Below are 24,326 nucleotides of genomic sequence, written 5' to 3' on the forward strand. Positions count from 1 at the left end.
AAGAAAAATGAAAATCGGATAGCCAGCATACGAGTTCAATCTAATCAATCATGCGTAATAAAAACACTTTAAAAAATGGAGGTGCAGCATGACTTCAAAGGGACATTTGATTCAATCCATAAAAAATCATTCCGTAAGGTTTGATACATATGATGATTTGGGTGCCATTGTAGAAGCAGCAGCCAATAAACAATATGTGCTGCTTGGCGAGGCATCACATGGAACATCAGAATTCTATACACTAAGGGCTGAAATCAGCAAAAGGCTTATTGAAGATCATGGATTTTCATTTATTGCTGTGGAGGGTGATTGGCCTTCGTGCTTTACAGTCAATCAATATATTAAAGGGTTCAGCAAAACTGATGCGCGAATGGCATTGCAAGATTTTAACCGCTGGCCATCATGGATGTGGGCAAATGAAGAAATCCTTGAGCTGGTGAATTGGATGAAGGAATACAATGAATCTGCTGAAAAACAAGTTGGTTTCTACGGCATAGATGTGTACAGTCTGTGGGAGTCGATGGAGGAAATCATCAGACAGCTTGAAAGAATAGCACCTGAGGACGTAGAATCAGCAAAACAGGCTTTTTCCTGCTTTGAACCTTTTGAGCGGCGAGGTGAGAATTATGCGATTTCGTCCGCTTATTATGGAGAAGACTGTACAGAAGAAGTAATCAAGGTCCTTATCGACCTGCAGAAAAAACGGAAGACTTACCCAAAAGAGCATGAGGGTGACCTTAATTTAGAGGTTAACAGTCTTGTCATGCTTGATGCTGAACGATACTATCGCGCCATGGCCAAAGGTGGTGCAGATGATTGGAATATCCGCGATACCCATATGGTAAGCGCTTTGGAAAAAATCATGCATGCCCACGGAGAAGGTGGCAAAGCCATCGTATGGGAGCATAATACCCATATAGGAGATGCACGGGCAACAGATATGGCGGATGACGGCATGATTAACGTAGGGCAGATTCTGAGGGAAAAATATGGGCAGAAGGTATATGCAATCGGCTTTGGCACCCATCATGGCAAAGTGATTGCATCTCAACAGTGGGGTGGAGCTGTCGAAGTGATGGAAGTTCCGGATGCTGGGCCTGGAAGCTGGGAGGATGCACTTCATCAAGCAGGTGATCATAATAAATATTTGATTTTTAACAAGCAAAACGAATTGGATTTCGACTTTGTGATTGGGCATCGAGCCATTGGGGTAGTCTATGACCCGGAAATCGAACATTTGGGCAACTATGTTCCATCGAATATTGCCAAGAGGTATGATGCCTTCCTATTTATCGATGAAACGAATTCCTTAAGACCACTATTCAAATGAAGTGAAAAACGTCCCTGATCCAGGGACGTTTTTCATGGGAACTTTAAGGCTTGAGCACCACTTTGATGCAGCCGTCTGTCCTGGTGTCGAATATTTGATAGCCGTGTTTCGCCTGGTCGAGCGGAAGTACGTGGGTGATGACATCGCTCAGGTCCATTTTTCCGGTGGAAATAATATCATAAAGATAGGACATATAAGGGATGACCGGGGCTTGTCCCATCTTAATGTCAACATTTCGCTGGAAGATGTCACCCAGTGGAAAGGCGTTATATCTGCCTCCATAAACACCTGTGATTTGGATTGTACCTGCTTTGCGGACAGCTTGTGAGGCAATCACAAGGCCACCCATCGCCCCTCCATGCAACTTCAACCCTGTTGCCAGGTACTCGAGCGGAGACATTTTGCCGCTCATTCCGGTGCAGTCAATCACAATATCAGCACCGCCCCTTGTGATTTCCTTAAGGTACTCTCCGGTGTTCTGGTGTTCCTCGATATTCACCGTTTCAACTTTATTGGTCTTTTTCGCATGATCTAAACGATACTTCAAATGATCAACAGCAATGATTCTTTTTGCACCTTTTAACCAGGCGAACTTTTGCGCGAGCAAACCAACTGGACCGCAGCCTAAAACCACTACTGTGTCGCCAGATTTCACCCCGGCATGGTCAACACTCCATAAAGCAGTTGCTGCTGCATCAGCCAACAGGACGAGCTTCTCATCCTCTACTTCACAATCTTCCGGTATTTTAAAAGGCGTGAAGTTACCGTAAGGCACCCGCATATATTCTGCCTGGCCGCCAGCGTAACCGCCAGTTGTTTCTGAATAACCAAAGAATCCGCCCATTTCACCATGTGGATTTGAATTATCACACTGAGAAGTGATGTCATTTTTACAATACCAGCACTCTCCGCAGCTGACATTGAAGGGAATGATCACTCTGTCTCCTTTCTTTAGTTTGTTTACGCCAGGGCCTACTTCTTCGACTACACCCATAGGTTCATGGCCAATAACATAGTCAGTAGGCAGGTTGGGGATCATTTGATGCAGAAGATGCAAATCAGATCCGCAAATAGCTGAAGCAGTTACTTTTATGATGATGTCATCAGAGTTTTTGATTTCAGGGTCTTTTACATTCTTGACCTGTATATTTTTGCTGCCTTGATACGTCACGGCTTTCATGTTGTCATTCCTCCTTTATTCATCTGGTGTTGCGAACATCCCAAGCCGATCCGTGTCAATAGGGAACAGGTTCATCTTTCCGATACTAACTGCCATGTCCGCGGATTTCAAATCCAATTCAACCTGCTTTCCTACATCATGAGGATATAGCCAGCCCTTTTTCATCATTAAATCGGATAATTCAGCATGAAGGTCGATCGCTTGTTCCATTTGTTTATATAAGGCTTTCCGAAGTTCTGCATTGGCTGTTTCCGTCAAGGCAATACCGTAAGTATGTATTCCTGTTTTGAGCCAGAGCAAAAAATCCAGTGCAAAGGATGCATCGGCCATCTCTGGCATGTGTTCAGCGCCCTGGGGATCAAGATAGTCCATCTCCATCAATGTTCACCTTCCTTCATTGGTTTAGTCCTGGCACCTTGATAGAATTCTTTTAGTTCACCGATTGCTGAAATAGACTGTTGTACATCTTTTTCCATCAATGCCTTCAAGTCATTATCAAAACAGAGACCCTGCATTAATTTAGACTTTAGTACGCTAATCGCTTTAAGGTTCAATATTTCGTGTGCTTCCATCGTTTCATGGAAGGCAAGTGTTTCTTTCTCCATAAAATCACCTCCATTAAGAACGTATTTAATTTTCCAATTATGGAGTGTGTTTATACAGAATGTCAGAATAACGGAATGTTTTAATGGAAATATAACAGGGAGAGCTTACAAATAGGAGAGATGGCTGATGACCAAATATTTAGGAATACATGAAACCCTGGAATTGCTGGAGGTACTGACATTTAAAAGTGTGACACTGACGAAAGCCACAGCGATGGGCTTGCTCGTTAAGGACCTACGGTTAAAAGAAATACTTTCGAATGAAGTGACTGCAACAACTGCGCATATCAACCGGATGAAGGAGCTATTGACAGAGAGGGAGGGGAATCGCGCATGACTAATATTTTGCACAATCTGGCCGGTATGGCAGGAATGACAGACCAGGTAATCGCGACGGATTATTTGATTTCCATTAAGTCAGGAATCCGGAACCTGTCTTTTGCAATTACGGAAACAGCTACTCCCGAATTGAGGGACGCTTTCCGGGAACAGCTAAGAGCTGCTGTTGAAGCCCATGAAAATATAACGGAATTTATGATCGAAAAAGGCTTTTACCACCCACATAGCATGGGAGAACAAATCAGAGTGGATCTAGATACTGCCGATACCGCTTTGAACCTTGCGGATTAAACTATAAAGGCTGCAGATGCAGTCTCTTTTTATATGGTTTTTTAGTAGTTGCCAAGCTGCAGTGCTTGAAATCCTGTTAAGTTTAAAGTGCTTATTTTACAGGAAAAGACTGATATATTGAATTTGCAGGTGGTAACATGGTAGATACTTTTATTAGGGACATCTCACACGAGGATATTGTTAGACTTGCTGTTATATTAGTGATCATCATTGTAGGGAACTGGCTGATCAAGAGGGCTGCTAAGCTAACGGCTGCGAAAAATTCAAAAACTTTCCAAAGAGCTCTGCCGATTATCGATTCGCTTGCCGATTGGGTAACTTTTTATGGAATCATCATTTTGCTCTTATTAACTTTCTCCAAGAATGATTGGTTATTTGAACCGCTATATACTCACGGGGAAGTGAAAGTATCCATTTTTCTGATTGTCATCGCATTGCTTATCGTTTCATTGGCACACAGGCTGATTAAATTATTCAATAAGTATATTCTATCCTCTGTCTATGATTACTACGGAATAGACAGGGGGTTGGGATATACTTTCAATCAAATCATTTATTACACTGTGATGTTTGCAGCTCTGGCTGTAAGTTTGACCAGTGTTGGGATCAACCTGACAGCGATAGGGGCCGTTTTTGGAGTTCTTGGTATTGGTATTGGTTTTGGCATGAGGAATGTTGCTGGTAACTTTGTGTCGGGTATCATTATCTTGTTTGAAAGACCAATTGAGGTAGGGGAAATCATCCAGATTAATGATAAGGTCGGACGGGTTGAAAAAATCCGCTTAAGATCTACAATCATCCGTACTGCCAAGGAAGGTACATTGATTGTTCCTAACCAGTATTTCATCGAGCAGATCATCAAGAACAGAACTAGTGCAGAAATGATGGCCCAGGTGAAGGTGAGCGTGGCATTTGGGACAGATACTCATATGGTACAGGCGCTACTTGAACAGGCAGTTAATGAAATTAAGGAGAATGAAGACGGTATCCTTGATTCTCCAAAGCCTGATATCCGTTTCATAGATTTCAATAGCAAGGCGATGGAGTTCCTGATCGAAATTCCGGTTGTGAATTTTGAAATAAAAGAGAAGATCGAAAGTAAATTAAGGCATATGGTAGCAGCGATTTTTGTTGAACATAATATTCAACTCCCGGCCATAAACTTTCAGGTGTTGGATTCAAATTAAAATTGGGTCTTCAACGAACCGGTAAAAAGAGTTTACCAGCAGGGTAAACTCTTTTTACTTCCTACTATTAAATCCTTTTAATCGCCTCTGCAATATTATTGTCTCCTGAAATTAAATCAAAAGCTTTCTTGAATGTATTTTTTTCATTCAAGCATGCAAAAATGGTTTTTGCTACATCAATTCTTGGGATTGAACCAGTCTTTATATTTTCGGCAATTTCAATTTTACCTGTTCCAGGGTCGTTCAATAATCCGCCTGGCCTGATGATGGTGTAATTCAGGCCGCTCTGCAGCAAAGCCCGGTCAGCATAATGCTTTGCGACATAATAAGGTTTGATGACTTCTGCCCAGTTTTCCCGGTTGTTTGCCTGGAGGGCACTGACCATGATGAATCGGTCAATTCCAGCCTGTTCTGCAGCTTCGATTGTTTTCACCGCACCGTCCAGATCTACTAAAAGTGTTTTATCAAGACCTGTATGTCCACCCGAGCCTGCCGCAAAGACAATCGCATCGCATCCTTTTGCGGCAGATGCGATATCCTCAACCGTACCTTCAAGACTGGCGATTACAGTTTCTACACCTTTATCTTCAAACTCTGCCGTTTGTTCAGCTTTTCTCAGCATCGCTCTTGCTTCATGCTCGGTGCTTTCATTAAGCAGATCGACAAGCTGCTTTCCAATTTGCCCATTGGCACCTACGACTAGAACTTTCATCTGATTTGCCTCCTTAAAAATCATGAAATTACATCCTATTTATTCAAGAATTGTTTAAGAACATATGTATATAATCTACCCTTTAATCTGGATTGTAAAAGGATTAGCTTTTGAATGGAGGGCATCGGATAGCCAAAATAAAAACAACTGCTCTTTATCAATCGAGCAGCTGTCCAAACAGTTTTACGGATTATGCCGTGACGTTTTCTTCCGTTTCCACGTCATCCAATGTTTCTCCCTCAGAGCGCGCGACATAGACTGCGCATGCAGCATCTCCGGTGATGTTCACTGCAGTTCTGCACATATCAAGGAGACGGTCGACCCCTAGGACTAGAGCGATCGCTTCCACCGGAAGGCCTACCGATGTCAATACCATCGACAGCATGATCAATCCCACTCCAGGAACACCAGCTGTTCCGATACTAGCCAATGTAGCTGTCAATATGACAGTCAATAGTTGGCCAGCCTCTGGGTGCGGCAATCAATATGGACGGCACCGCTATAATGCCAGGAGTTGCGACAATTTTTATCGCCCAGGTTTATGGAGCCGAACTTAGCCTGTTAGACAAGCTTGATCAATCCGGCTTTCTCGCCGACTCTAGCGATGCCAAAGCCAATGATGATCGAGAATGCGACTACCTGCAGCATGGAACCTTCGACCATCGCTCCAAGCGGGTTGGCAAGAATAATGTTCAATAAAGTCTCGATGACAGGAGGGGCCTCTGCGGCTTCGAAGCTTTCAATATATTTTATGATATTTTAAAAATTGTGGTATAAGATAGGGAGTAAAGTAACTATGGTATGATTTTAACTTTTATTCCAAAGGCAGTGATTTATAGTGAATGCTAAAGATAAATGGAATCGAAAATACATGGAAAGATTGATGAACGAGCATCCCCCAGAGCCAAATGGAAGGTTGTTAAAAATGGCTGCGTATTTGCACGGTAAGACAGCTATTGACTTTGCCTCTGGTCTTGGCGGCAATAGCTTTTATCTGGCAGAACTGGGGTATAACATGACAGCTATCGATATTTCTGACGTGGCTGTTCAGTATGTAAAAGAGCAGGCAGCCAAGCGAGGCTTGAATATTACGGCGAATGTAGTCGATTTTACGGATGAAAGATCCTGCTTAACCAGCCGTACATACGATTTAGCGATAATGACCTACTATCTGGACCGTTCTTTATTCCCCTTGATCAAAGATGTGGTCAATGATAATGGATATTTATTCTTCGAAACTTTTTACAAACATAAAGGTGCCGAAAACGGGCATGTTTCGAGTCAATATAAGCTGGAATCGAATGAGTTGCTGAAAGAATTCGGAGATTGGAAGATTCTTTTTTTTGAGGAGAATGAGCTGGAAGGACGGCAGACAATATTTTGCCAGAAAACGAATAGGATAAATCCTACTCTAAAATAAAGAAGAGGGTGTCCCAAAAGTATAAACTTTTGGGCACCCTCTTTATTTTTGAGACTACTTGTAAAAATGGTCCGTTGATTTCCGTTCCAGGCGCTTCGCTTTCCGCGGGGCTGGCGCTGAGCCTCCTCATCGCTTCGCTCTTGCGGGGTCTCACCTGACCAGCTGCGCCCGCAGGAGTCTACGCGCCTTCCACTCCAATCAACTCAGGTTTCTAAATTCATTTTTTGTGCAAAAAAATACAAGAAAAACCTCTTTTGTTATAATTAAGTCACCACAACCAACTATACAAAAGGAGAGATTTTCTTGTATAAAAATTATAACACAAACCAATTGACCCTTCCAATGGACATTCAAGTTTTGATTCCTCAACAGCACCTTGTTCGATTGATTGATTTTGCCGTCGACCAGATGAACCCCAATATCTTTCTCTCTCTTTATCCTGGTGGAGGACGGCCGCCTTACCATCCTCAAATGATGTTAAAAGTCATTCTTTATGCATATGCCAACCGTATTTATTCCTCTCGACAAATCGCGAAACAGCTAACAGAGAATATTATGTTCATGTGGCTCTCCGGCGAACAGAAGCCTGATTTTCGTACCATCAACCGTTTCCGTTCCGAACGCATGAAAGATGTCATCTATGAGACGTTCTTTTCCATAGTCGACCTCCTTCGGGAGGAAGGACTTGTGAAGCTAGAAGACTATTTCCTGGATGGGACCAAATTGGAGGCAAACGCCAACAAGTATACTTTTGTTTGGAAGAAGTCCACTGAAAAATACGATAAAAAGTTGGACGAGAAATTCCGCCAGATTGTCTTTGGGATTGAACAAATCACCAAAGAAGATGAAGAAGCAGAAAGGGAACAAGATTTTCAGGAAAAGCTCGAAGAGACACCCATCTCTTCTGCAAAAATTGAAGAAACCATTAAAAAGCTGGAAGAGAGACTGGAACAGGATCCAAAAAACAAACCTTTAAAGAAGGCAAAGCGCCAACTGGAAAAAGACCTTCTACCTCGAAAGCAGAAGTATGAACTTCAGAAACAGACTTTTGGAGAGAGAAACAGCTTTTCTAAGACGGATACCGATGCCACTTTTATGCGAATGAAAGAGGACCACATGATGAACGGGCAGTTAAAGCCTGGATATAATGTTCAGATTGGAACAGAAAATCAGTTCATCACCAACTTCAGCCTCCATCAACGGGCTGGAGATCCTGGATGCATGATTCCCCATCTTGAACTTTTGGAAAAACATAACCGCCCGAAGCCAAAGGCCGTTATTGCCGACTCTGGTTATGGAAGCGAAGAGAACTATGCACATTGTGAAGAACAGGAAATAGAAGCGTACATTAAATACAATACTTTTGACAAGGAACAGACAAAGGCATGGAAGGAACAAATTGGCCGAGTTGAAAATATGGAGTATGACGAAGAGCTAGATGAATGGATTTGTGCAAACGGAAAACGCCTGGTTTTCCAGTATGAGAGTCAAAGAAAGTCCGACAACGGTTACGATTCCGTGAAGCGCACGTACCGCTGTACCGATTGTATGAACTGTCCATTCCAAACAACCTGTGCCAAAGACAAAGATACAAAGACCGTACAGGTCTCAGTGAAAAACCAACAACAACGAAAAGAAGTTCGGGAACGATTGGCTGCGGAAGAAGGAAGCCAAAGATACAGGCAGAGAAAAATAGATGTCGAGCCAGTATTTGGGCAGATTAAACACAATCGAGGGTTTAAAAGATTTGGGTTAAGAGGCCTCTTCAAAAATACCACGGATTGGGGTCTTATTTGCGCTGCACACAATCTTTTGAAGTGGGCAGCCAACAAGGAAAGCGAACAAAAATTAGGGTAACTAAGGGGAGGAATATCCCTCTTTCCCTTATAAATCCATCAAATCCAAACCCATAAATTGGATAAAAAGTAAAAGAGGCGACTCTCAGGTCGAATTTATTCAACCTTTTGAGTCAGCCTCTTTAAACAAGTTATCTTTATATAGTTTGCGCTATCATTTTCCGTTCGAATTTCAAAGCTACAAACAGAAAGGAAAAGGCGGCAATCATCCGGAATAATGAGATTAAATTCATAGCGGCATTCATCCCAAATCCATTAAGGAGCAGGACACCCATCTGTGGCGCAATAAACCCGACAATCGATAGCAGAAAGTTATAATTGGCAATATAATTCGTTCGGTCAGTCTCAGGGGAAGCCTTAAGGAGCTGGTTGAATAACAGCAAGTTGCTTCCAGAGACAAACAAGCCAATCCATAGATTGATCAATGTCAGGTAAACTAGATTCGTTGAAAGCATCGTTAAAGCAGGAGCAGTAGCCATACCTGCTGCTGCAATAAATAAAACAAAACTGTTTCCCCGTCGGTCTGCAGCATTCGCCCACCACTTTATACTGATGATTTGCGCCAGCTGGTTTGTAACGGAAAATAGGCTAAGCCACAATGCAGTGGCATTTGCCTCTTTGATCTGGTAAATACTGAATAGGGACCAAGCCATCTGCGAGGAAAAACCGAACAATAAGGCAGTAATAACGAATGCTAAAAACGGTTTATGCTTATAAACATTGAGCGAAAGCTTCTTGTTTTTCTCTTCTGTATTTCTTTCTTTTTTGCTCCCTACAGGTTCCTTATGTTTAATAAGATAATATATTTCGAGCACAGCAAACAGGAAGGCGGCAATGAATAATACCTGGTAAGGCAACGCATTATCTTTATCAAATTGCTGAAGGAATAATCCGGTGCCAAATGTTACTGCCATAGCAGCAATCGTATTATGTCTGTTGCGGGAGCTAAAGAAGTCTCCTCTGCGTTTTTCTGGAACCAAATCACCAATCATTGATTGCCATGATAAGCCTGATAAAGCACCAGGAAAGTTAAGCAGCGCAATCAGGATAACCAGCGCCCAGGCTGCATATGGGCTTCCAAGGAATGGAACGAATAGAATCAAACTGAAAAGCAAGCGGGTCAGCAGTGTTGAAATGACAGCAAAATTCTTTTTGCTCTGCACTCGGTTAAGCCAAATAGCCCCAGGAATCAATGCAAGCATTCCTATAATTGAAGGAAGGGAGACGATCAACCCGATTTGCTGGTTTGTGGCTCCTAAAACACCGATTGCAAATAAAGGGATGTATCCATTCACCATATTAGTAGCAGCGGTTGAAGCAAGTCCGTTATAGATACTCAACTTCTCATTTTCATTAAATTTCAACCCTTATTTTTCTCCTCTCCAATAATCGCACGAAATGGATTGTACGATTTTGCTTCTCAATTGGCAATAGAAGCAGATGAAAACAGTACATTATGATTACCTTCTCAATAAAGAACACCCGGATAAGATCAATACCATATGTAATACGAATTAAGAACAAGAAGGGAAACATATACTGATGATGAGTCTAATATTTAACCAATAGACAAATTTATATGTTCCTTTGTTCGAGGAATTTTTGAAGAAAGATGTAAGGTGTAAAACGGATACAAAACATCTTTAACAAACGAGGAGGGGAGCCATGTACAATATCCTTTTGTTTACGGATTCAGGGGTAGATGATTCTCTGGCACTTATGTATGCCTTGCTGCATCCGGAACTTAATGTTGTGGGTGTTGTTACCGGCTACGGAAATATCACGAAAGAGCAGGCGATAAAAAACACTGCCTATTTATTGAAGCTGGGAGGCAGAGAGGATATTCCAATCATTGCGGGAGCTTCTGGCCCTTTATCCGGTGAGCTGGCTACTTTTTATCCTGAGATTCATGGACCAGAAGGGCTGGGTCCAATCAGGCCTCCAGAAAATATGGGAGTAGTTAAGGTTTATGATATTGATAAGATTCTTGAAATTGTCAAGCAGTACCCAGAAAACCTGGTAATCGTAGGGGTGGGAAGGCAAACAGAACTGGCAATCCCGTTTATCCTTTATGGTGAGGAAGCATTCCAAACAGTCAGTGCTGTCTATATCATGGGTGGGGCATTCCTCGTTCCAGGCAATGTAACAGCTGAAGCAGAGGCTAACTTTTATGCCGATCCGATTGCCGCGAATCAAGTACTGGAAAAGGCGAGGAATGTATTCTTGCATCCGTTGAACATCACCAATAAAGCAATCATTCCACCAGCAGTAATCGATTATCTTGCCGAAAACAGCCAGTCTCCTTTTAAGGATTTGATAAAACCTGTGTATGATTATTACTTCGATGCTTATAAAAAGAATGTACCTGGCATCCAGGGAGCGCCACTCCATGATGTAATCACCTTAAGTGCTCTTGTGAATAAAAATCTTGTAAAATATCTGCCAAGAAGAGTGACCGTAGAATTGTTTGGGAGGGCAAGAGGTAAGAGCATAGCAGACTTCAGGCCTAAACCGGAGCAGGAGCCTGTAGAAGATTTAGACTGGATTGGCATGGAGGCTGACATCCCTTCATTTATAGAGGATTTTACCTCGACGTTCATGGGGGCAGCTACAACTAAAAGCTAGACGAAAAGAACTCCCGGTCAATCGATGCCGGGAGTTCTTTTCAATCACCAGACTATATACTTTGCTCTAGCTCATTAAGTTTATTTTGTTTGCTCCTTGAATAAATCATCACCAATACACTTGTAGTGATCAATGTTCCATGGAAGACCCAAACCATTTTTGCCAGTGAGAGGGCGTCCAGCAGGATTGGGGCAACAACAAAACCGAGTGCAAACCCTAAAGATTTCAACAGCATGCCAACGCCAAATATCCTTCCTCTAATGTAATTATCTGTTTTTTGAAGGATGGTTGCGTGCAAAGTGGTAAAACAGGCATCAAAAATTCCAGTAAAGAAAGCAAACATAAGGACGATCCAAAGATTCATATTAGATAGAAAAATAATGAAACCTGTCGACATAAAAATGGCTGCCAGAAAATATGTACGATACAAGCTGTTCCCCTGAATCATTTTCATTCTCGGCAAAAGCAGGGTGGCTAACACAGAGCCAATTCCCCAGACACCCCAGATCAGGCCGTAAATCAAGCTTTGTTTACCCGAATTAATTGAGTCTGCCAGTAAAGGAATACCGAGATTATGTGAGGCACCGGCAAAAGACCCCACAAGGAAAACGACATTTACGGACAATAACATCGGTACGGAAAGGATGAAAGAATATACTTCTTTTAAATCTCTGCCAATCTGGGAAACTTTCTGCCTGATTCCAATCGAAATTAATTCTGCAGCGGCAGGCTTAGTGGATTGCCACTTCATTTTGATTAATACTGCTGCCGAAATCAGATAAGTTGCAGCGTCGATGGTCAAGGTAACCTGGTAACCAAGAAAATCTGTGATTACTCCCGCACCGATGAATCCCAAAACCAGGCTGATCGATGTCAACCGGGAGATAAGAGCATTTGTCTCCAAAATCTTATCCTGGCCGAAGATTTGCGGGATTTCCGCACTGTAGCTGACTGAAAAAAAGCTGCTCGTCAAACCAATCAAGAAGCATACAATCAGGATCATAACCGGATTCGGGAAGGGAACCAAGCTAAGGATGATGATTGCCCTGAAAATATCGGTCCAAATCATGATTTTCCTGCGGTCAAAACGGTCTGCAAGGACACCTGAAAACAAGCTGGACAACACTCCCCCCAATGTCCGGAATGCCATGGTAGCAGCTAGCCAGGCAGGACTTCCCGTTGCAATATACATCAAGACATTGATTGCGATTAAATCCATAAAGGTTCCAAGGTCAGAAAAGGCTTTTACATAAAGAAAAACTTTGGTGTTCATAGAATCTCCCTTAGTCTAGAGGTAGTATAGTAAAAATAATATCTAAAAATGTTCCAATTATTTGAGGCCTATTTTCGGGTTCGTTCTTGTCTAGTTAGTCTTTAAAATACTTGAAGCTCATTATTTTGCAACCAAACACACTTTTACCTTTAAAAGTGGCGTCATTTCTAGGAACCAACCAACTACACCTAATTAAAATCAAGATCATTTCTATACAATTATCTCAGCTTATCCACAGCTCCTTAAAAATGAAGGTAGTTCCAATAATCTTGAATGAATTCTGTTAATGAACTAGTTGATCATAATTGGTGAGAATCAGGAGTTCAAGCGTTAATGAAAGCCATGCATTACGAAGTCTATAACGGTAGAAATTGTATATTGTAGATTAAAATATTGCAGTAAATATGAATTTCAAGAAATTGTTAAAATGTTTCTTGAAATTTTTCTTTTTGTGATGTGCATCACATTTCCGATAGGAGAACCCGGTTATGCTATCGGTGTAATCACATTAAGGAGGAATTCAGATCATGAGAAAATCTTATTTTAGAGGGATAAGTTTAGTGATAGCAGCAGGTATCTTTCTTGCCGGGTGTGGTACCGAACCTGCCAGAGATGTTACAGAGGCGAATGCCAAGGAAAAGCAGCAAGTCGAAGAAAAATCAGAACAAGCATCAAAAAATGCTCAGGTAGACAAGTTTTATTTTACAGCCAATGAAGGGGGAACAATAAGCAAGGTAAATGCTATCAGCAATGAGGTTGTTAAAACGATTCAAGCAGAAGGCGTTGTCCATAATATTCAGGTTTCACCTGATGGAAAATCAGTTGCGGCCACCATTGTCCCGAGCATGGGAGAGCATGGAGATGACGGACATGATGATGGAGGACATGATATGAAAATGAACGGTTTTGCTCTTTTTTATGATACTGAAACGGATGAGTTACTTAAAGAAGTAGAAGTCGGCAGCCATCCGGCCCATGTTGTGTATACAGAGGATGGAAAATACGCCCTTGTCACAAACAATGAGGACAATAATGTTTCCGTTATTGATACTAAAGACTACACTGTGGTCAATACAATAGGAACAGGGAAAGGCCCGCATGGCTTCAGGATATCAAGCGACAGCAAGCATGCTTATATAGCGAACATGGGCGAAGATTCCGTCAGTGTCATTAATCTCGAAACGATGAAAGAAGATCGCAAAATACAGGTAGGTGCCGCTCCGGTCACGACAGGAATAAGCGCTGATGGGAAGACATTGGTAACAACGCTCAATGCTGAAAATGCTCTGGCAATTGTTGATCTTGAAAGTGGAAACATAGAGAAGGTAGGAGTCGGTATTGGGCCGGCTCAAGTATATCTTGATGCTAATGATCAATTTGCCTACGTGGCCAATCAGGGAACAGAGAGTAATCCTTCTAATAGCATAACGATTGTAGATTTGAAATCAAAAGCAGCAGTTTCCACAATTGAAACGGGTAAAGGAGCGCATGGTGTGGTGCTGAGCGGTGACAGTAAGACGGCGTATGTGACCAATATGTTCGAAGATACGGTAAGCATTATAGATCTTGAAGCGAAAGAAGTAAAACAGACGATTCAGGTTGGAGAAGTCCCAAATGGGATCACGATCATGAAGTAATGGATGGATGCCGCGCCTCTCATCTTGGGGGGCGGCTTTTTGCATGAATGAATACAATTATTCGTCACATAAACTCGATTGTTTCTACACATTTGACTTATAGAATCAAAATGAATTAAGGGTTCCCCTTAGTAAAGGAGGCTTTGTATACCATGAAGCTAGTAAAATGGACAGTAAATACAAGTAAACTAATCGGGGAGGTGAATGGACAAGTATAAAAGAATCGTGCTGTTGGCAGCAACTGTTAAGCGATTCAAAAGGCTAGCCTGATAGCCAACGCAATTTGACTTCAACTGCCGGAAAGTGGCTTGAAAACTTCAGTCTTTCGTAAAGAAAGAGGCCAATATCAACAACTCCGGTAAGTTTAGAAGAAGTTGCGAGGACTAAATCTAGTTAGGTTCCAACTAGGGAGGAAATCGGAAAGACACATTGGTGAAAGGCTATATATACCGATTGAAGAAGGGACTGAAAGTAAAAAAGGAAGCCAGGTAGGCTTCCTCTTTGAAATCAGTTTCTTATTCTACATTTTAATGCTCTAACGGAAGATGTTATTATTCAGGTTTATTATTTGCATCAGGATCTGGAATGAAGTTTACTTTAAACCCATCATATTTAACCATATTCACCATTCCTGCAGTGGCATGATGCAAATCGTGACAATGGAATAGCCAATTACCAGGATTGTCTGCTTTAAATGCAACGACATATTCATCACCAGGTTTTAAATTAATCGTATCTTTCATGATTGGAGCACCTTCTACAGGTTTTCCATTTTTGCTAAGAACCTGGAAGAAGTGACCATGCAAGTGCATAGGATGGTCATCCATCATAGAATTGTTGGTCAGTGTTACTTTAACAAGATCGCCTTCCTCGACATTTATACTATCAGTTTCTGGGAAAGTTTTGCCGTTAATCGTATATGCCATTTCGTTGCCATCCATCGTTGTGTTTAAATCCATTTTATATTCAATATCATATTTTTGATCCAGTGAAAATTCACCCTTTTCAGAGCCGCCATAATTCATATAGGAAAATTCAGGTAAATCTTCGGACTTGTTAGATTTGTCAGCTGAATCAGTAGAGTTTTCATATTGAATTTTTGTATTCATTCCACTTGAACCTTCCATATCTCCGTGGCACTCTATGAACCATTCTCCAGGGTTGTTTGCCGTAAACTCAATGTCATATCTCTCACCGGGTGCTATTGAGATTACTTGATCCTTCAATTCTTTTGGTTTATTTAGTTCTTGTCCGTCAATTGCTGCGACTTTAAAGTCATGGCCATGCAGGTGAATTTTATGAGACATATACCCTACATTGACAAGACGAATTCTGACCTTTTCTCCTTCTTTGACCTTTAATGGTTCAATGCTGTTACCGCTTTTGCCATTTATCGTAAAGATATCGTAAGCACTCATATCGTGGCCCATTTCTTCCATTCCATCCATGCTTTCATTCTCATTTGACCCCATATCGCCGTGATCCATGCCACCAGAATCAGTTTCTTTATCACTGTCCTCGTCTGAATCCATATTACCGTGGTCCATTCCCTCCATACTGGATTCAGCTTCTTCTGGCTTGCTCATCCACTCGTCTAGCATAAGGGTATAATCACGATCATAAGACTTATCATTTGGCTCTACAATAAATGAACCATAAAGCCCTTTATCCATTTGTTCAACAGCATTTTGATGGGTATGATACATATAAGTTCCCGGATCCTCAGGGGTAAATTCATAGGTAAAGCTTTCACCTGGCTGGACTGCATTTTGTGTCACACCTGGGATGCCATCCATTTCATTTGGCACTGTAATTCCATGCCAGTGTATAGAGATTGGTTCATTCAGTTCATTTTTAAGATTTATTTTTAATTTCTCTCCTTGCTTTACCCGAATTTGGGAGCCGGGAACAGAACCATTGAAAGTAAGTGCTTTTACACTAACATCCTCACTTAGCTGATGCTTGGCTTCTTTGGCAATAATATTTATTTCATTGCCAGTAAGTGTTTCAGTAACGTTAGCAGTTTGTAGACCTTCTAAATTTTCTTTTACTTCAGAGCTAGGTTCTTCTTCCATGTTTTTATGATCCATTTCACTCATACTGCTACTGGAACAGGCAGCAATAAAAAGGGTGGAGAAAATGAGAATTGAAAGTAACTTTAATTTCATGCTGTATACCTCCTGAAATTTTTTTAAGGAAATCATAATACAAATAATTGCAGAAATTATGGATGAAAATTCGTCGTTTTTTTAGAAATAGTTATTTGGGTATGAGTTACCATGAAATTTTTGTAAAGTTTTATTTTATCAATTAATAATTAGAAATTTCTGCAAAAAGTAATGTTAAGATTGTTTAAATAGGAGGTGGCGAATTTGGATAAAACAGGAAGGGAGTTAAAAGCCCTGCTATATAAATGGGCTTTTTAATTTTCTTTGTGTTTCGTTGCTTGTGCCAGAGTGTGTATATTCTTGTCTGAAATTTATGGTTAAAGAAAAAGGCGTTTTTTTCTAATATTTTATTGCGCATCTCATTCAATTTAATTCATTATATAGGACTGTTAATTTAGAAAGGAATAACTTTAATGAACTTATTTATCAGACACATGGTTGTTGGATTGACAAGCAGTATTCTTGTCTACCTATTCTTAAGTAGTCGCTCCGAATGGAGTCCCATGCATGCTTGGAATAGATCTTATGCTGATGTATCTCTTATTCTTCTCTTCATTACCATTATAATCGGTCCATTAAGTAGATTAAATAACCTATTTATTCGCTTTTTATCATGGAGAAGGGAGTTAGGGATTTGGTGTTTTATCATGGCTTTACTACATGTATATGTACTATTCCAGGGGTGGTTTTACTGGGAACCGATCAGACTGATCATTGGCGTGAACCAAGAAACTGGCCAGCTTTCGTTTGATCCTGGTTTCACCCTCGCTAACCTAGTTGGTGCTGTGGGATTAGCTTACTTATTTCTGCTTGCTTTAATATCAAATAATTATGCAATAAAAATATTAGGGGGAAGGAGTTGGGACTACCTCCAAAAGAAAAGTGGGACACTTTATATTCTAGTAGTATTGCACACTGCATTTTTTCTCTTCTTTTTTAGATTAGGCAGTTATAATTGGGTACAAAAACCTTTTTTAGTAACCGTAACAGTTATTCTCGTGCTGCAATGGGCTGTTTTTATTCGAAGCGTCTACCAAAGCAAAAATTGAAGGAAAATAGAATAGAGTTCTTATTTTTTTCAATTAGAAAAATATGCCTTGCGATTGTATTTTCAGTTTCATTTATTTAAATGTGTTACTGTGAGCATCTTAAGAGATATGCATTTTATATGCAGTTTATTTACTTAATGCATGGGTATCCTATCAAATGAAAGGAAAAAACAGAAAGGGTGATTCTATGTATAACCAAACTTATGAACAGTGTATTCAGGCTTGCCTTGAATGTTTGGAGGCTTGCAATGTATGCTATGATGCTTGTTTCCATGAAGAAGACTTAAAAATGATGGCAGATTGTATAAGAATGGATCGGGAATGCGCTGACATTTGTGCTTTCGCTGCCAAATCTATGCAATCAAACAGTCCTTTCGTAAAACAAATCTGCCTGTTATGTGCAGATATTTGCGAGGCTTGCGGAAACGAATGCAAGAAGCATTCACATGAACACTGTCAAAAATGTGCAGATGCTTGCTTTAAATGTGCAGAAGCATGCCGACAAATGGTATAGTAACCCAAAAAACAGACACTTGGTGTCTGTTTTTTTGTCTTCAAGATGTCTGAATTCCGACATGCCGGCAAAGCCCTTACACTAAAAATCTACATGGAAATCTAGTCTATTATTCTATTTCCGGTCATATAAATCGAGTAAGTTGATAGTTTTAGAACGGAGTGAACGAATGAACAAAAGACATCAAAATACTATATTTTTAATAAGAGTTCACAAGATTTATTTCGCGTTTTTTTTCTTAATTATTAGTATTATATTTTTCATTAATTTTCTTGATTTTAAAGAAAAAATAAATTCTTCCTTTATAACAGCTACTAGCGAAAACGTACATACTAATATCATCCTAAGTCTCATGGCAACTGAAATAGGATCGCTTAGCTCAGTTATTAATGAACAAGAAACACCCTCTATCTCCCGAGCAGTATTTCTCTCTTTTACAAATATTTGGCCAGAAGACACTAGAACATTTCTCGGTCGAGAAATTCCAGGTTTTTTCAACTTTAATACCGAAATTGCTATCGCAGGAATTGGGACAGATCTTACCACAATGCCAATGGAATCTGCTCCTCCGTTAGAAGTGCTTTTGAAAGAGAAAGAAATGGCAGAACAGGAGCTAGGCGAAAAAAATGTTTCACAAGAAAAAGGGATTTCGCCTGTCCTTAAAACCGGAAAGGATGTGGCATATATTTATCATTCCCACAGCTGGGAAGCTTTTTTGCCCTCATTGCCTGGAAAGAAGACCGCAAATGAAGCTGTAAGTTTAAATGAAAGTAAAAACATAATAGCAGTGGGGAAAAAGCTAAGAGACGAATTAATGAAAAAAGGCATTGGAGCAAGCCACAGCACGTCCAATGTTACAGAGGAATTAAAAAAGAAAAATTGGAATTACAATGATTCATATACGCTTTCAAGAGAGTCAGTAAAAGAGGTAATGGCACAAGAATCTTCTATTAGTTATCTTATAGATATTCACAGGGACTCCCAACCTAAAAAGCTTACAACTACAATGATCAACGGAAAACCGTTTGCAAGATTATTTTTTATAGTGGGGAGGGAAAATAAAAACTATGAAAGTAATCTTGCCTTAGCCAAAGAATTGAATAAAATGCTAGAAAAGCAATTCCCAGGAATCAGCAGAGGTGTTTTTGTAAAGACAAAAGATGATGGGAATGGAGTATATAATCAAGACCTTTCCAGCCAATCGATGCTGCTTGAGTTTGGAGGAATAGAGAATAATAGCATTGAATTGGATCATTCTATTAAAGCATTTGCAGAAGTTTTCAGTGAATATTATTGGGAAGCTGAGGAAGTAAACGGGAATTGATTGTTTTAGTTTTGGCGATTTTTATAATAGATTCTTTATTTCTATCAACGCATGAAATTCTTATTTTTATAACAGAATACAAGTTCGAAACCCACTTCTTCTTCGAAGTATGCCTATCTCCCTCTTGTTAAATCACTAATTATTGTCAAACCATATATCAATATGGTGCTTCATAAAAAATGCACAGCTTTATGGGATAGTAGTGACAAAAGTAAAGGGATAATAGATTTCAGGAGGGAAACGATGTCTAAAAAGAAAAAACAAAACAAAGAGCAAAAGTTTGGCTTAGGCTGGCTCTTTCTAGTAGTAATAGGGTTATTCGTAATTTTAATTCTTCTTCCTAATAACGGAGGAAATAAAATGACATTTTCTGACTTGCATGGTCTTAGCTATTCAGGAGATGGAGAAAAGTTAATTGCAGCAGTCCATGATGGTTTGAAGGTATACTCTAATGGATCATGGTCAATACCTGAAGGACCAAAAAATGATTATATGGGGTATTCTCCTGTTAAAAATGGGTTTTACAGCAGTGGACACCCAGCACCAAGTTCTAACCTTAAAAATCCATTAGGAATTGTAAAAAGCAAAGATAATGGACAGACGGTGGATGTAGTTGATTTGCATGGGGAGTCAGATTTCCATGCATTGTCTGTAGGGTACGAAACAGAAGAAATCTATGTTTTTGCATCTGAACCTAATTCCAAAATGAAAGAACAAGGATTTTACTACTCAAATAACCAGGGAGAAACCTGGAATTTAATGAATATGCAGGGGATATCCGGCTCTCCTTTAGTAATGTCGGCACACCCTTCCAGAAATGGAACATTCGCTATTGGTACAGATCAGGGTCTCTATTTATCTGAGAACTATGGAGATTCGTTTGAACAGATAGTAACTGATTTAAGTGTGAGTGCTGCTGTATTTTCAGATGATGATACAATAATTGCAGGAACAAATAATGGAGACAAGCGAATCTTAAAAATTAATATTAATGATAGTAGTTTCAGTAATTTAAATATGCCCCAAAACTTTGAAGGAAATATCTCGTATATTGCCGTAAACCGTGAAAACAAAAATGAACTCTCATTTGCAACCGATCTACTAAATGTATATACAAGTAGCGATAGTGGCAAAACATGGGATGAAATTGTTGAAGAAGGTACAAGTAGGAAGTCAGGAGAAAAGTAATCTCTTAAATAGAAATGCAACCTGATAGTGAAAATTATATAGAATTGTATGAAGTTTACTGTCAAAAGAGTGAAGGATAAGCTAAAAGCCATCCAAGTATAAATAATAGAGGATGGCTTTTCCTAAATTCTCCGTAATAGTGCCAATCATTCAATTTTTTTATGTCCCCGAAGAGAACAATAAACCCGGTTCTGCAGGTCTTTAGAAGACATTCCAAGGTTTTAGATGGCAACCATGCTTGGGAAATGGGTTCGCAGGATCGAGTATTCAACTTGCTAAATATCTTTATGACACTCAAATGATAAACCCTTTTTATGTGCAAAAAGATACACAGGTAGTAGGCAGGCAATACCAAAAAAGCAAACTGGAAATCAAGTGCAATGCTTATCTTGTTTTGCGTTCACATTAATTACATATTTTTCTAAAAATTAATTTGTTTATATTTACATAGGGTACAGGGGTATGGTAAATTGGTTATAGAAGGGGGGAAGCTAAATGCAACCTGAAATAAAAACGAATACTTTAATTGCTGATGAAGTAAATTGTTACGAGCTCGAAAGGAAAAGTCATCACTCGGATAAAGTGAAAAACTCACTTTTGATTCGACTAAACCGGATAGAAGGTCAAATACGTGGCATAAAAGGTTTAATCGAAAGAGACACTTATTGTGATGATGTCATTACACAAATATCAGCAACCCAATCTGCTTTGAACAGCGTGGCAAAAGTTCTTTTAGAAGGACATTTAAAGGGATGCTTAGTGGACCGCCTGGAGCAAGGAGATTTCGATGTATTAGATGAAGTACTCGTTACAATTCATAAGTTAATAAAAAAGTAAAGGAGCTGTTAGAAATGGAAAAGGTAACATTAAATGTACTTGGTATGTCGTGTGGACATTGTGTTAAAGCGATTGAAGGTAGTGTAGGAGAATTACCTGGAGTTTCAAATGTTAAAGTTTATCTTGAAAGCGGAAAAGTCGATGTGGAATACAGTCCAACGGAAGTTTCCCTGGATAAGATTAAGGAAACTATTGATGATCAAGGTTATGATGTGAATTAATTATGAAGAAGGGTGTGCTTAATGCGACACCCTTTCTTTTAATAACATGTATACCCTGTATGGGTATATAACCAATCTTGATAATATAGTATTTATCCTCATTTCCAGCTAAAAAGGAGGAAGAAAAATGGGTGAGAAATCAATAGCAAAGACTCAAACTGATCTTTCAGAAGAAAACGTTACATTGAGTATCACTGGAATGACATGTGCTGCGTGTGCGACACGCATCGAGAAAAACATTGCCAAAGTTCCAGGTGTACAAAAGGCTAATGTGAACCTCGCTACTGAGAAAGCTTCTGTTATATATGATCCTGCTGTTGCTTCTGTTAATGATGTCATTGCGAAAATAAAAAAGACGGGCTATGGAGTTCAGGAGGAAAAAGTCCAACTCGATATCATTGGAATGACATGTGCATCATGTTCAACTCGTGTTGAAAAAGGCTTGAAAAAGGTTGAAGGAGTTACTAGCGCAGCTGTCAATTTAGCAACTGAAAAAGCAATTATCGAATATATTCCTGGCAACACAAATATCGAGCAAATAATGGCGGCTGTAAAAAAAGTCGGCTACGATGCCAGGGTAGTAGGCGATAGTAATGATGATTATGAGCGTAGCGCAAGGGAAAAGGAATACAAAACGCAGGTCAGAAAATTCACTGTAGGGGCAATCCTTTCTGTGTTTTTCTTAATTCAAATGATATCGGATTTTGCGATGGAATATGGAAATGGGATGTTTTTTCATATGAGTCCATGGGTTCAATTCCTTCTTGCTACTCCAGTTCAATTCTATGTAGGAGGCCATTATTACCGTGATGCCTTCAACGCGGTTCGTGGGGGCAGTGCAAACATGGCAGTTTTAGTTGTACTGGGAACTTCAGCCGCATATTTTTACAGTTTAATTGTCACGATATTAGGAACAGGGCAATTTTTGTATTATGAAGCAGCTGCCATTGTTATGACCTTAATTGTTTTGGGGAAATTGCTTGAAACAAGGGCAAAAGGGCAAACATCTGAAGCAATTAAAACGCTCATGGGACTTCAAGCAAAAACAGCAAAGGTCCTACGAAATGGAGAAGAACTTGATATTCCACTAGAAGAGGTTCAAACAGGTGACTTGATTTTTGTTCGAGCAGGAGAAAAGGTTCCAGTAGATGGAGAAATAATCGAGGGAAATACTACAGTTGATGAATCCATGCTTACCGGTGAAAGTATGCCTGTTACAAAAGGAAAAGGCGACACAGTTATTGGAGCAACTGTAAATAAACACGGGGCGTTTACCTTTAAAGCGACCAAAGTTGGAAAGGATACTGCGTTAGCTCAAATTATCAAACTTGTCGAAGAAGCTCAGGGCTCAAAAGCCCCTATTCAGAAACTTGCCGATAAAATATCTGGAATCTTTGTCCCGATTGTCATACTAATTGCATTAGGTACTTTTGCTATAACTTATTTCCTGGCAGGATTTACGCCTGCCCTTGTCAGCACTATTGCTGTGCTGGTTATTGCATGTCCTTGTGCATTAGGCTTGGCTACACCAACTGCAGTAATGGTTGGTACTGGAAAAGGTGCTGAAAATGGCCTCCTTATTAAAGGAGCTGAACATCTTCAAACAGCACAGCGGGTAACTACCGTTGTACTGGATAAGACCGGTACTATAACTAAAGGAGAACCCGATGTAACAGATATCATCACATTTGGGGAATACAGTGAAAATGAATTATTGCAATTAGCTGCTTCTGCCGAAAAAGGTTCAGAGCATCCACTTGGAGAAGCAATTATTAATGGAGCAAAAGGGAAGAATCTTCAGCTCCAGGATGCTCAAAATTTTAATGCTATCCCAGGGCATGGAATTCAAGTGGACATAAATGATCAAAAGGTATTTATAGGGAATAAAAAGTTAATGCACAAAAATAGTATCGTTATTGATACTGCATTAAATCGAATGGAAAAACTTGAAGGTGAAGGGAAAACTGCTATGTTAATAGCAGTTAATGACAACCTTGCCGGTATAATCGCAGTTGCTGATACAGTAAAGGAAACATCTGCAAAAGCAATTAAACACCTTAAAAACATGGGCATAGAAGTTATTATGATAACTGGCGATAATAAATTGACAGCCGAGGCTATCGCCAATCAGGTGGGGGTTGATCGGGTACTTGCCGAAGTTCTCCCAGAAGACAAATCAGCCGAGGTAGAAAAATTGAAGCAGGAAGGGAAAATTGTAGCCATGGTCGGGGATGGTATCAATGATGCACCAGCACTAGCTGCTGCGCATGTTGGTATTGCCATTGGAACAGGTACAGATGTTGCTATGGAAGCTGCGGATATCACCTTAATGCGAGGTGATTTAATGGGAATAGTTGATACAATTAGCTTATCAAAATCTACAATGAGAAAAATCAAACAAAATCTTTTCTGGGCATTTGCGTATAATGTCATATTGATACCGGTTGCAGCAATCGGCCTTTTAAACCCAATTCTCGCTGGAGGAGCTATGGCTTTCAGTTCTGTTTCAGTAGTTGGCAATACACTGTTTTTACGAAAATGGAAACCTATTCGCTAGAAAAGGTCTAGAA

23 protein-coding genes and 2 pseudogenes are annotated in these 24,326 nt (G+C 40.0%); 16 read left to right on the forward strand and 9 right to left on the reverse strand.

The window, feature by feature from the left end; all coding sequences use genetic code 11:
* Positions 1-88 precede the first annotated feature (88 nt).
* On the forward strand, positions 89-1,330 hold the full coding sequence (locus RH061_RS11715; RefSeq protein ID WP_311070396.1) for an erythromycin esterase family protein: 1,242 nt from the start codon (positions 89-91) through the stop codon (positions 1,328-1,330).
* Between the two features lie 43 nt (positions 1,331-1,373).
* Here RH061_RS11715 and RH061_RS11720 read toward each other — a convergent pair whose 3' ends face one another.
* The 3 genes from RH061_RS11720 to RH061_RS11730 are packed head-to-tail and all read right to left on the reverse strand — an operon-like array spanning position 1,374 to position 3,115.
* Entirely contained in the window at positions 1,374-2,510 is a 1,137-nt protein-coding gene (locus RH061_RS11720; protein WP_311070398.1) for a zinc-dependent alcohol dehydrogenase, read from the reverse strand.
* A gap of 15 nt (positions 2,511-2,525) precedes the next feature.
* Positions 2,526-2,888: a spore coat protein gene (locus RH061_RS11725; protein WP_311070399.1), complete on the reverse strand. Its 363-nt coding sequence runs from the start codon at positions 2,886-2,888 to the stop codon at positions 2,526-2,528.
* The gene (locus tag RH061_RS11730) at positions 2,888-3,115 is read right to left on the reverse strand and encodes a spore coat protein (RefSeq protein WP_311070401.1); all 228 of its coding nucleotides are present in this window, start codon (positions 3,113-3,115) and stop codon (positions 2,888-2,890) included. The genes RH061_RS11725 and RH061_RS11730 overlap by 1 nt, the downstream gene beginning before the upstream one ends.
* A gap of 127 nt (positions 3,116-3,242) precedes the next feature.
* Here RH061_RS11730 and RH061_RS11735 point away from each other — a divergent pair, with 127 nt between their 5' ends.
* The 3 genes from RH061_RS11735 (at position 3,243) to RH061_RS11745 (ending at position 4,932) form a co-directional block, all read left to right on the forward strand.
* The gene (locus tag RH061_RS11735) at positions 3,243-3,452 is read left to right on the forward strand and encodes a hypothetical protein (protein WP_311070403.1); all 210 of its coding nucleotides are present in this window, start codon (positions 3,243-3,245) and stop codon (positions 3,450-3,452) included.
* Entirely contained in the window at positions 3,449-3,745 is a 297-nt protein-coding gene (locus RH061_RS11740) for a spore coat protein (protein ID WP_311070404.1), read from the forward strand. Before RH061_RS11735 ends, RH061_RS11740 begins: the two co-directional genes overlap by 4 nt.
* A gap of 137 nt (positions 3,746-3,882) precedes the next feature.
* Entirely contained in the window at positions 3,883-4,932 is a 1,050-nt protein-coding gene (locus tag RH061_RS11745) for a mechanosensitive ion channel family protein (protein WP_311070406.1), read from the forward strand.
* Positions 4,933-4,999: 67 nt separating this feature from the next.
* On the opposite strand, the gene RH061_RS11750 is transcribed toward RH061_RS11745, so the two are convergent.
* Together RH061_RS11750 and RH061_RS11755 are read right to left on the reverse strand one after the other, a co-directional pair.
* Positions 5,000-5,644: an SDR family oxidoreductase gene (locus tag RH061_RS11750; protein WP_311070408.1), complete on the reverse strand. Its 645-nt coding sequence runs from the start codon at positions 5,642-5,644 to the stop codon at positions 5,000-5,002.
* 190 nt (positions 5,645-5,834) lie between these two features.
* A pseudogene (locus RH061_RS11755) lies at positions 5,835-6,104 on the reverse strand (dicarboxylate/amino acid:cation symporter); the annotation flags it as partial.
* A 2-nt stretch (positions 6,105-6,106) separates the two neighbouring features.
* Between RH061_RS11755 and RH061_RS11760 the strand changes: the two are divergent.
* Positions 6,107-6,217 (forward strand): annotated as a pseudogene (locus RH061_RS11760) (cation:dicarboxylate symporter family transporter); the annotation flags it as partial.
* Here RH061_RS11760 and RH061_RS11765 read toward each other — a convergent pair.
* Positions 6,206-6,340 carry a cation:dicarboxylate symporter family transporter gene (locus tag RH061_RS11765; RefSeq protein ID WP_311070410.1) on the reverse strand — a complete coding sequence of 45 codons (135 nt, stop codon included), beginning with the start codon at positions 6,338-6,340 and terminating at the stop codon, positions 6,206-6,208. The pseudogene RH061_RS11760 and the gene RH061_RS11765 overlap by 12 nt on opposite strands.
* Before the next feature lie 142 nt (positions 6,341-6,482).
* Between RH061_RS11765 and RH061_RS11770 the strand changes: the two genes are divergently transcribed.
* A complete protein-coding gene (locus RH061_RS11770) occupies positions 6,483-7,064 on the forward strand; it encodes a class I SAM-dependent methyltransferase (protein WP_311070411.1) in 582 nt (193 codons plus the stop codon).
* Between the two features lie 303 nt (positions 7,065-7,367).
* A complete protein-coding gene (locus tag RH061_RS11775; RefSeq protein WP_311070412.1) occupies positions 7,368-8,921 on the forward strand; it encodes an IS1182 family transposase in 1,554 nt (517 codons plus the stop codon).
* Between the two features lie 136 nt (positions 8,922-9,057).
* On the opposite strand, the gene RH061_RS11780 is transcribed toward RH061_RS11775, so the two are convergent.
* Positions 9,058-10,284: an MFS transporter gene (locus RH061_RS11780; protein ID WP_311070413.1), complete on the reverse strand. Its 1,227-nt coding sequence runs from the start codon at positions 10,282-10,284 to the stop codon at positions 9,058-9,060.
* A gap of 301 nt (positions 10,285-10,585) precedes the next feature.
* Between RH061_RS11780 and RH061_RS11785 the strand changes: the two genes are divergently transcribed.
* Entirely contained in the window at positions 10,586-11,545 is a 960-nt protein-coding gene (locus RH061_RS11785; RefSeq protein WP_311070414.1) for a nucleoside hydrolase, read from the forward strand.
* A gap of 52 nt (positions 11,546-11,597) precedes the next feature.
* On the opposite strand, the gene RH061_RS11790 is transcribed toward RH061_RS11785, so the two are convergent.
* Positions 11,598-12,818 carry an MFS transporter gene (locus tag RH061_RS11790; protein WP_311070415.1) on the reverse strand — a complete coding sequence of 407 codons (1,221 nt, stop codon included), beginning with the start codon at positions 12,816-12,818 and terminating at the stop codon, positions 11,598-11,600.
* Positions 12,819-13,345: 527 nt separating this feature from the next.
* Here RH061_RS11790 and RH061_RS11795 point away from each other — a divergent pair.
* Positions 13,346-14,455, forward strand: coding sequence for a YncE family protein (locus RH061_RS11795; protein ID WP_311070416.1), 1,110 nt, complete (start codon positions 13,346-13,348; stop codon positions 14,453-14,455).
* Between the two features lie 551 nt (positions 14,456-15,006).
* On the opposite strand, the gene RH061_RS11800 is transcribed toward RH061_RS11795, so the two are convergent.
* Complete coding sequence (locus RH061_RS11800; protein ID WP_311070417.1) at positions 15,007-16,623, reverse strand: multicopper oxidase family protein; 1,617 nt, start codon at positions 16,621-16,623, stop codon at positions 15,007-15,009.
* A 503-nt stretch (positions 16,624-17,126) separates the two neighbouring features.
* On the opposite strand from RH061_RS11800, the gene RH061_RS11805 reads away from it, so the two are divergent.
* The 7 genes from RH061_RS11805 (at position 17,127) to RH061_RS11835 (ending at position 24,313) form a co-directional block, all read left to right on the forward strand.
* Positions 17,127-17,672 carry a ferric reductase-like transmembrane domain-containing protein gene (locus RH061_RS11805; RefSeq protein ID WP_251618377.1) on the forward strand — a complete coding sequence of 182 codons (546 nt, stop codon included), beginning with the start codon at positions 17,127-17,129 and terminating at the stop codon, positions 17,670-17,672.
* A gap of 187 nt (positions 17,673-17,859) precedes the next feature.
* Positions 17,860-18,186, forward strand: coding sequence for a four-helix bundle copper-binding protein (locus tag RH061_RS11810; RefSeq protein WP_214904546.1), 327 nt, complete (start codon positions 17,860-17,862; stop codon positions 18,184-18,186).
* A 169-nt stretch (positions 18,187-18,355) separates the two neighbouring features.
* Positions 18,356-19,510, forward strand: a complete 1,155-nt coding sequence (spoIIP, locus tag RH061_RS11815; RefSeq protein WP_311070418.1) for a stage II sporulation protein P — start codon at positions 18,356-18,358, stop codon at positions 19,508-19,510.
* Positions 19,511-19,753: 243 nt separating this feature from the next.
* Complete coding sequence (locus tag RH061_RS11820) at positions 19,754-20,698, forward strand: F510_1955 family glycosylhydrolase (protein ID WP_311070419.1); 945 nt, start codon at positions 19,754-19,756, stop codon at positions 20,696-20,698.
* A 495-nt stretch (positions 20,699-21,193) separates the two neighbouring features.
* Positions 21,194-21,535, forward strand: a complete 342-nt coding sequence (locus tag RH061_RS11825) for a metal-sensitive transcriptional regulator (protein ID WP_311070420.1) — start codon at positions 21,194-21,196, stop codon at positions 21,533-21,535.
* Positions 21,536-21,549: 14 nt separating this feature from the next.
* On the forward strand, positions 21,550-21,756 hold the full coding sequence (copZ, locus tag RH061_RS11830) for a copper chaperone CopZ (RefSeq protein ID WP_192472096.1): 207 nt from the start codon (positions 21,550-21,552) through the stop codon (positions 21,754-21,756).
* Between the two features lie 127 nt (positions 21,757-21,883).
* Positions 21,884-24,313 carry a heavy metal translocating P-type ATPase gene (locus RH061_RS11835; RefSeq protein WP_192472097.1) on the forward strand — a complete coding sequence of 810 codons (2,430 nt, stop codon included), beginning with the start codon at positions 21,884-21,886 and terminating at the stop codon, positions 24,311-24,313.
* The last annotated feature ends 13 nt before the right edge of the window (positions 24,314-24,326 follow it).

This window comes from Mesobacillus jeotgali (assembly GCF_031759225.1).
Taxonomy (GTDB): Bacteria; Bacillota; Bacilli; order Bacillales; family Cytobacillaceae; genus Mesobacillus; species Mesobacillus jeotgali_B.

What these genes read in the sequence shown, in the direction of transcription:
- RH061_RS11795 (WP_311070416.1), top strand. Translation starts at nt 13,346, where the DNA reads ATGAGAAAATCTTATTTTAGAGGGATAAGTTTAGTGATAGCAGCAGGT.
- RH061_RS11800 (WP_311070417.1), bottom strand. Translation starts at nt 16,623, where the DNA reads ATGAAATTAAAGTTACTTTCAATTCTCATTTTCTCCACCCTTTTTATT.
- RH061_RS11735 (WP_311070403.1), top strand. Translation starts at nt 3,243, where the DNA reads ATGACCAAATATTTAGGAATACATGAAACCCTGGAATTGCTGGAGGTA.
- RH061_RS11740 (WP_311070404.1), top strand. Translation starts at nt 3,449, where the DNA reads ATGACTAATATTTTGCACAATCTGGCCGGTATGGCAGGAATGACAGAC.
- RH061_RS11730 (WP_311070401.1), bottom strand. Translation starts at nt 3,115, where the DNA reads ATGGAGAAAGAAACACTTGCCTTCCATGAAACGATGGAAGCACACGAA.
- RH061_RS11725 (WP_311070399.1), bottom strand. Translation starts at nt 2,888, where the DNA reads ATGGAGATGGACTATCTTGATCCCCAGGGCGCTGAACACATGCCAGAG.
- RH061_RS11790 (WP_311070415.1), bottom strand. Translation starts at nt 12,818, where the DNA reads ATGAACACCAAAGTTTTTCTTTATGTAAAAGCCTTTTCTGACCTTGGA.
- RH061_RS11745 (WP_311070406.1), top strand. Translation starts at nt 3,883, where the DNA reads ATGGTAGATACTTTTATTAGGGACATCTCACACGAGGATATTGTTAGA.
- RH061_RS11715 (WP_311070396.1), top strand. Translation starts at nt 89, where the DNA reads ATGACTTCAAAGGGACATTTGATTCAATCCATAAAAAATCATTCCGTA.
- spoIIP (WP_311070418.1), top strand. Translation starts at nt 18,356, where the DNA reads ATGAACAAAAGACATCAAAATACTATATTTTTAATAAGAGTTCACAAG.
- RH061_RS11825 (WP_311070420.1), top strand. Translation starts at nt 21,194, where the DNA reads ATGCAACCTGAAATAAAAACGAATACTTTAATTGCTGATGAAGTAAAT.
- RH061_RS11750 (WP_311070408.1), bottom strand. Translation starts at nt 5,644, where the DNA reads ATGAAAGTTCTAGTCGTAGGTGCCAATGGGCAAATTGGAAAGCAGCTT.
- RH061_RS11820 (WP_311070419.1), top strand. Translation starts at nt 19,754, where the DNA reads ATGTCTAAAAAGAAAAAACAAAACAAAGAGCAAAAGTTTGGCTTAGGC.
- copZ (WP_192472096.1), top strand. Translation starts at nt 21,550, where the DNA reads ATGGAAAAGGTAACATTAAATGTACTTGGTATGTCGTGTGGACATTGT.
- RH061_RS11720 (WP_311070398.1), bottom strand. Translation starts at nt 2,510, where the DNA reads ATGAAAGCCGTGACGTATCAAGGCAGCAAAAATATACAGGTCAAGAAT.
- RH061_RS11805 (WP_251618377.1), top strand. Translation starts at nt 17,127, where the DNA reads ATGCATGCTTGGAATAGATCTTATGCTGATGTATCTCTTATTCTTCTC.
- RH061_RS11810 (WP_214904546.1), top strand. Translation starts at nt 17,860, where the DNA reads ATGTATAACCAAACTTATGAACAGTGTATTCAGGCTTGCCTTGAATGT.
- RH061_RS11835 (WP_192472097.1), top strand. Translation starts at nt 21,884, where the DNA reads ATGGGTGAGAAATCAATAGCAAAGACTCAAACTGATCTTTCAGAAGAA.
- RH061_RS11785 (WP_311070414.1), top strand. Translation starts at nt 10,586, where the DNA reads ATGTACAATATCCTTTTGTTTACGGATTCAGGGGTAGATGATTCTCTG.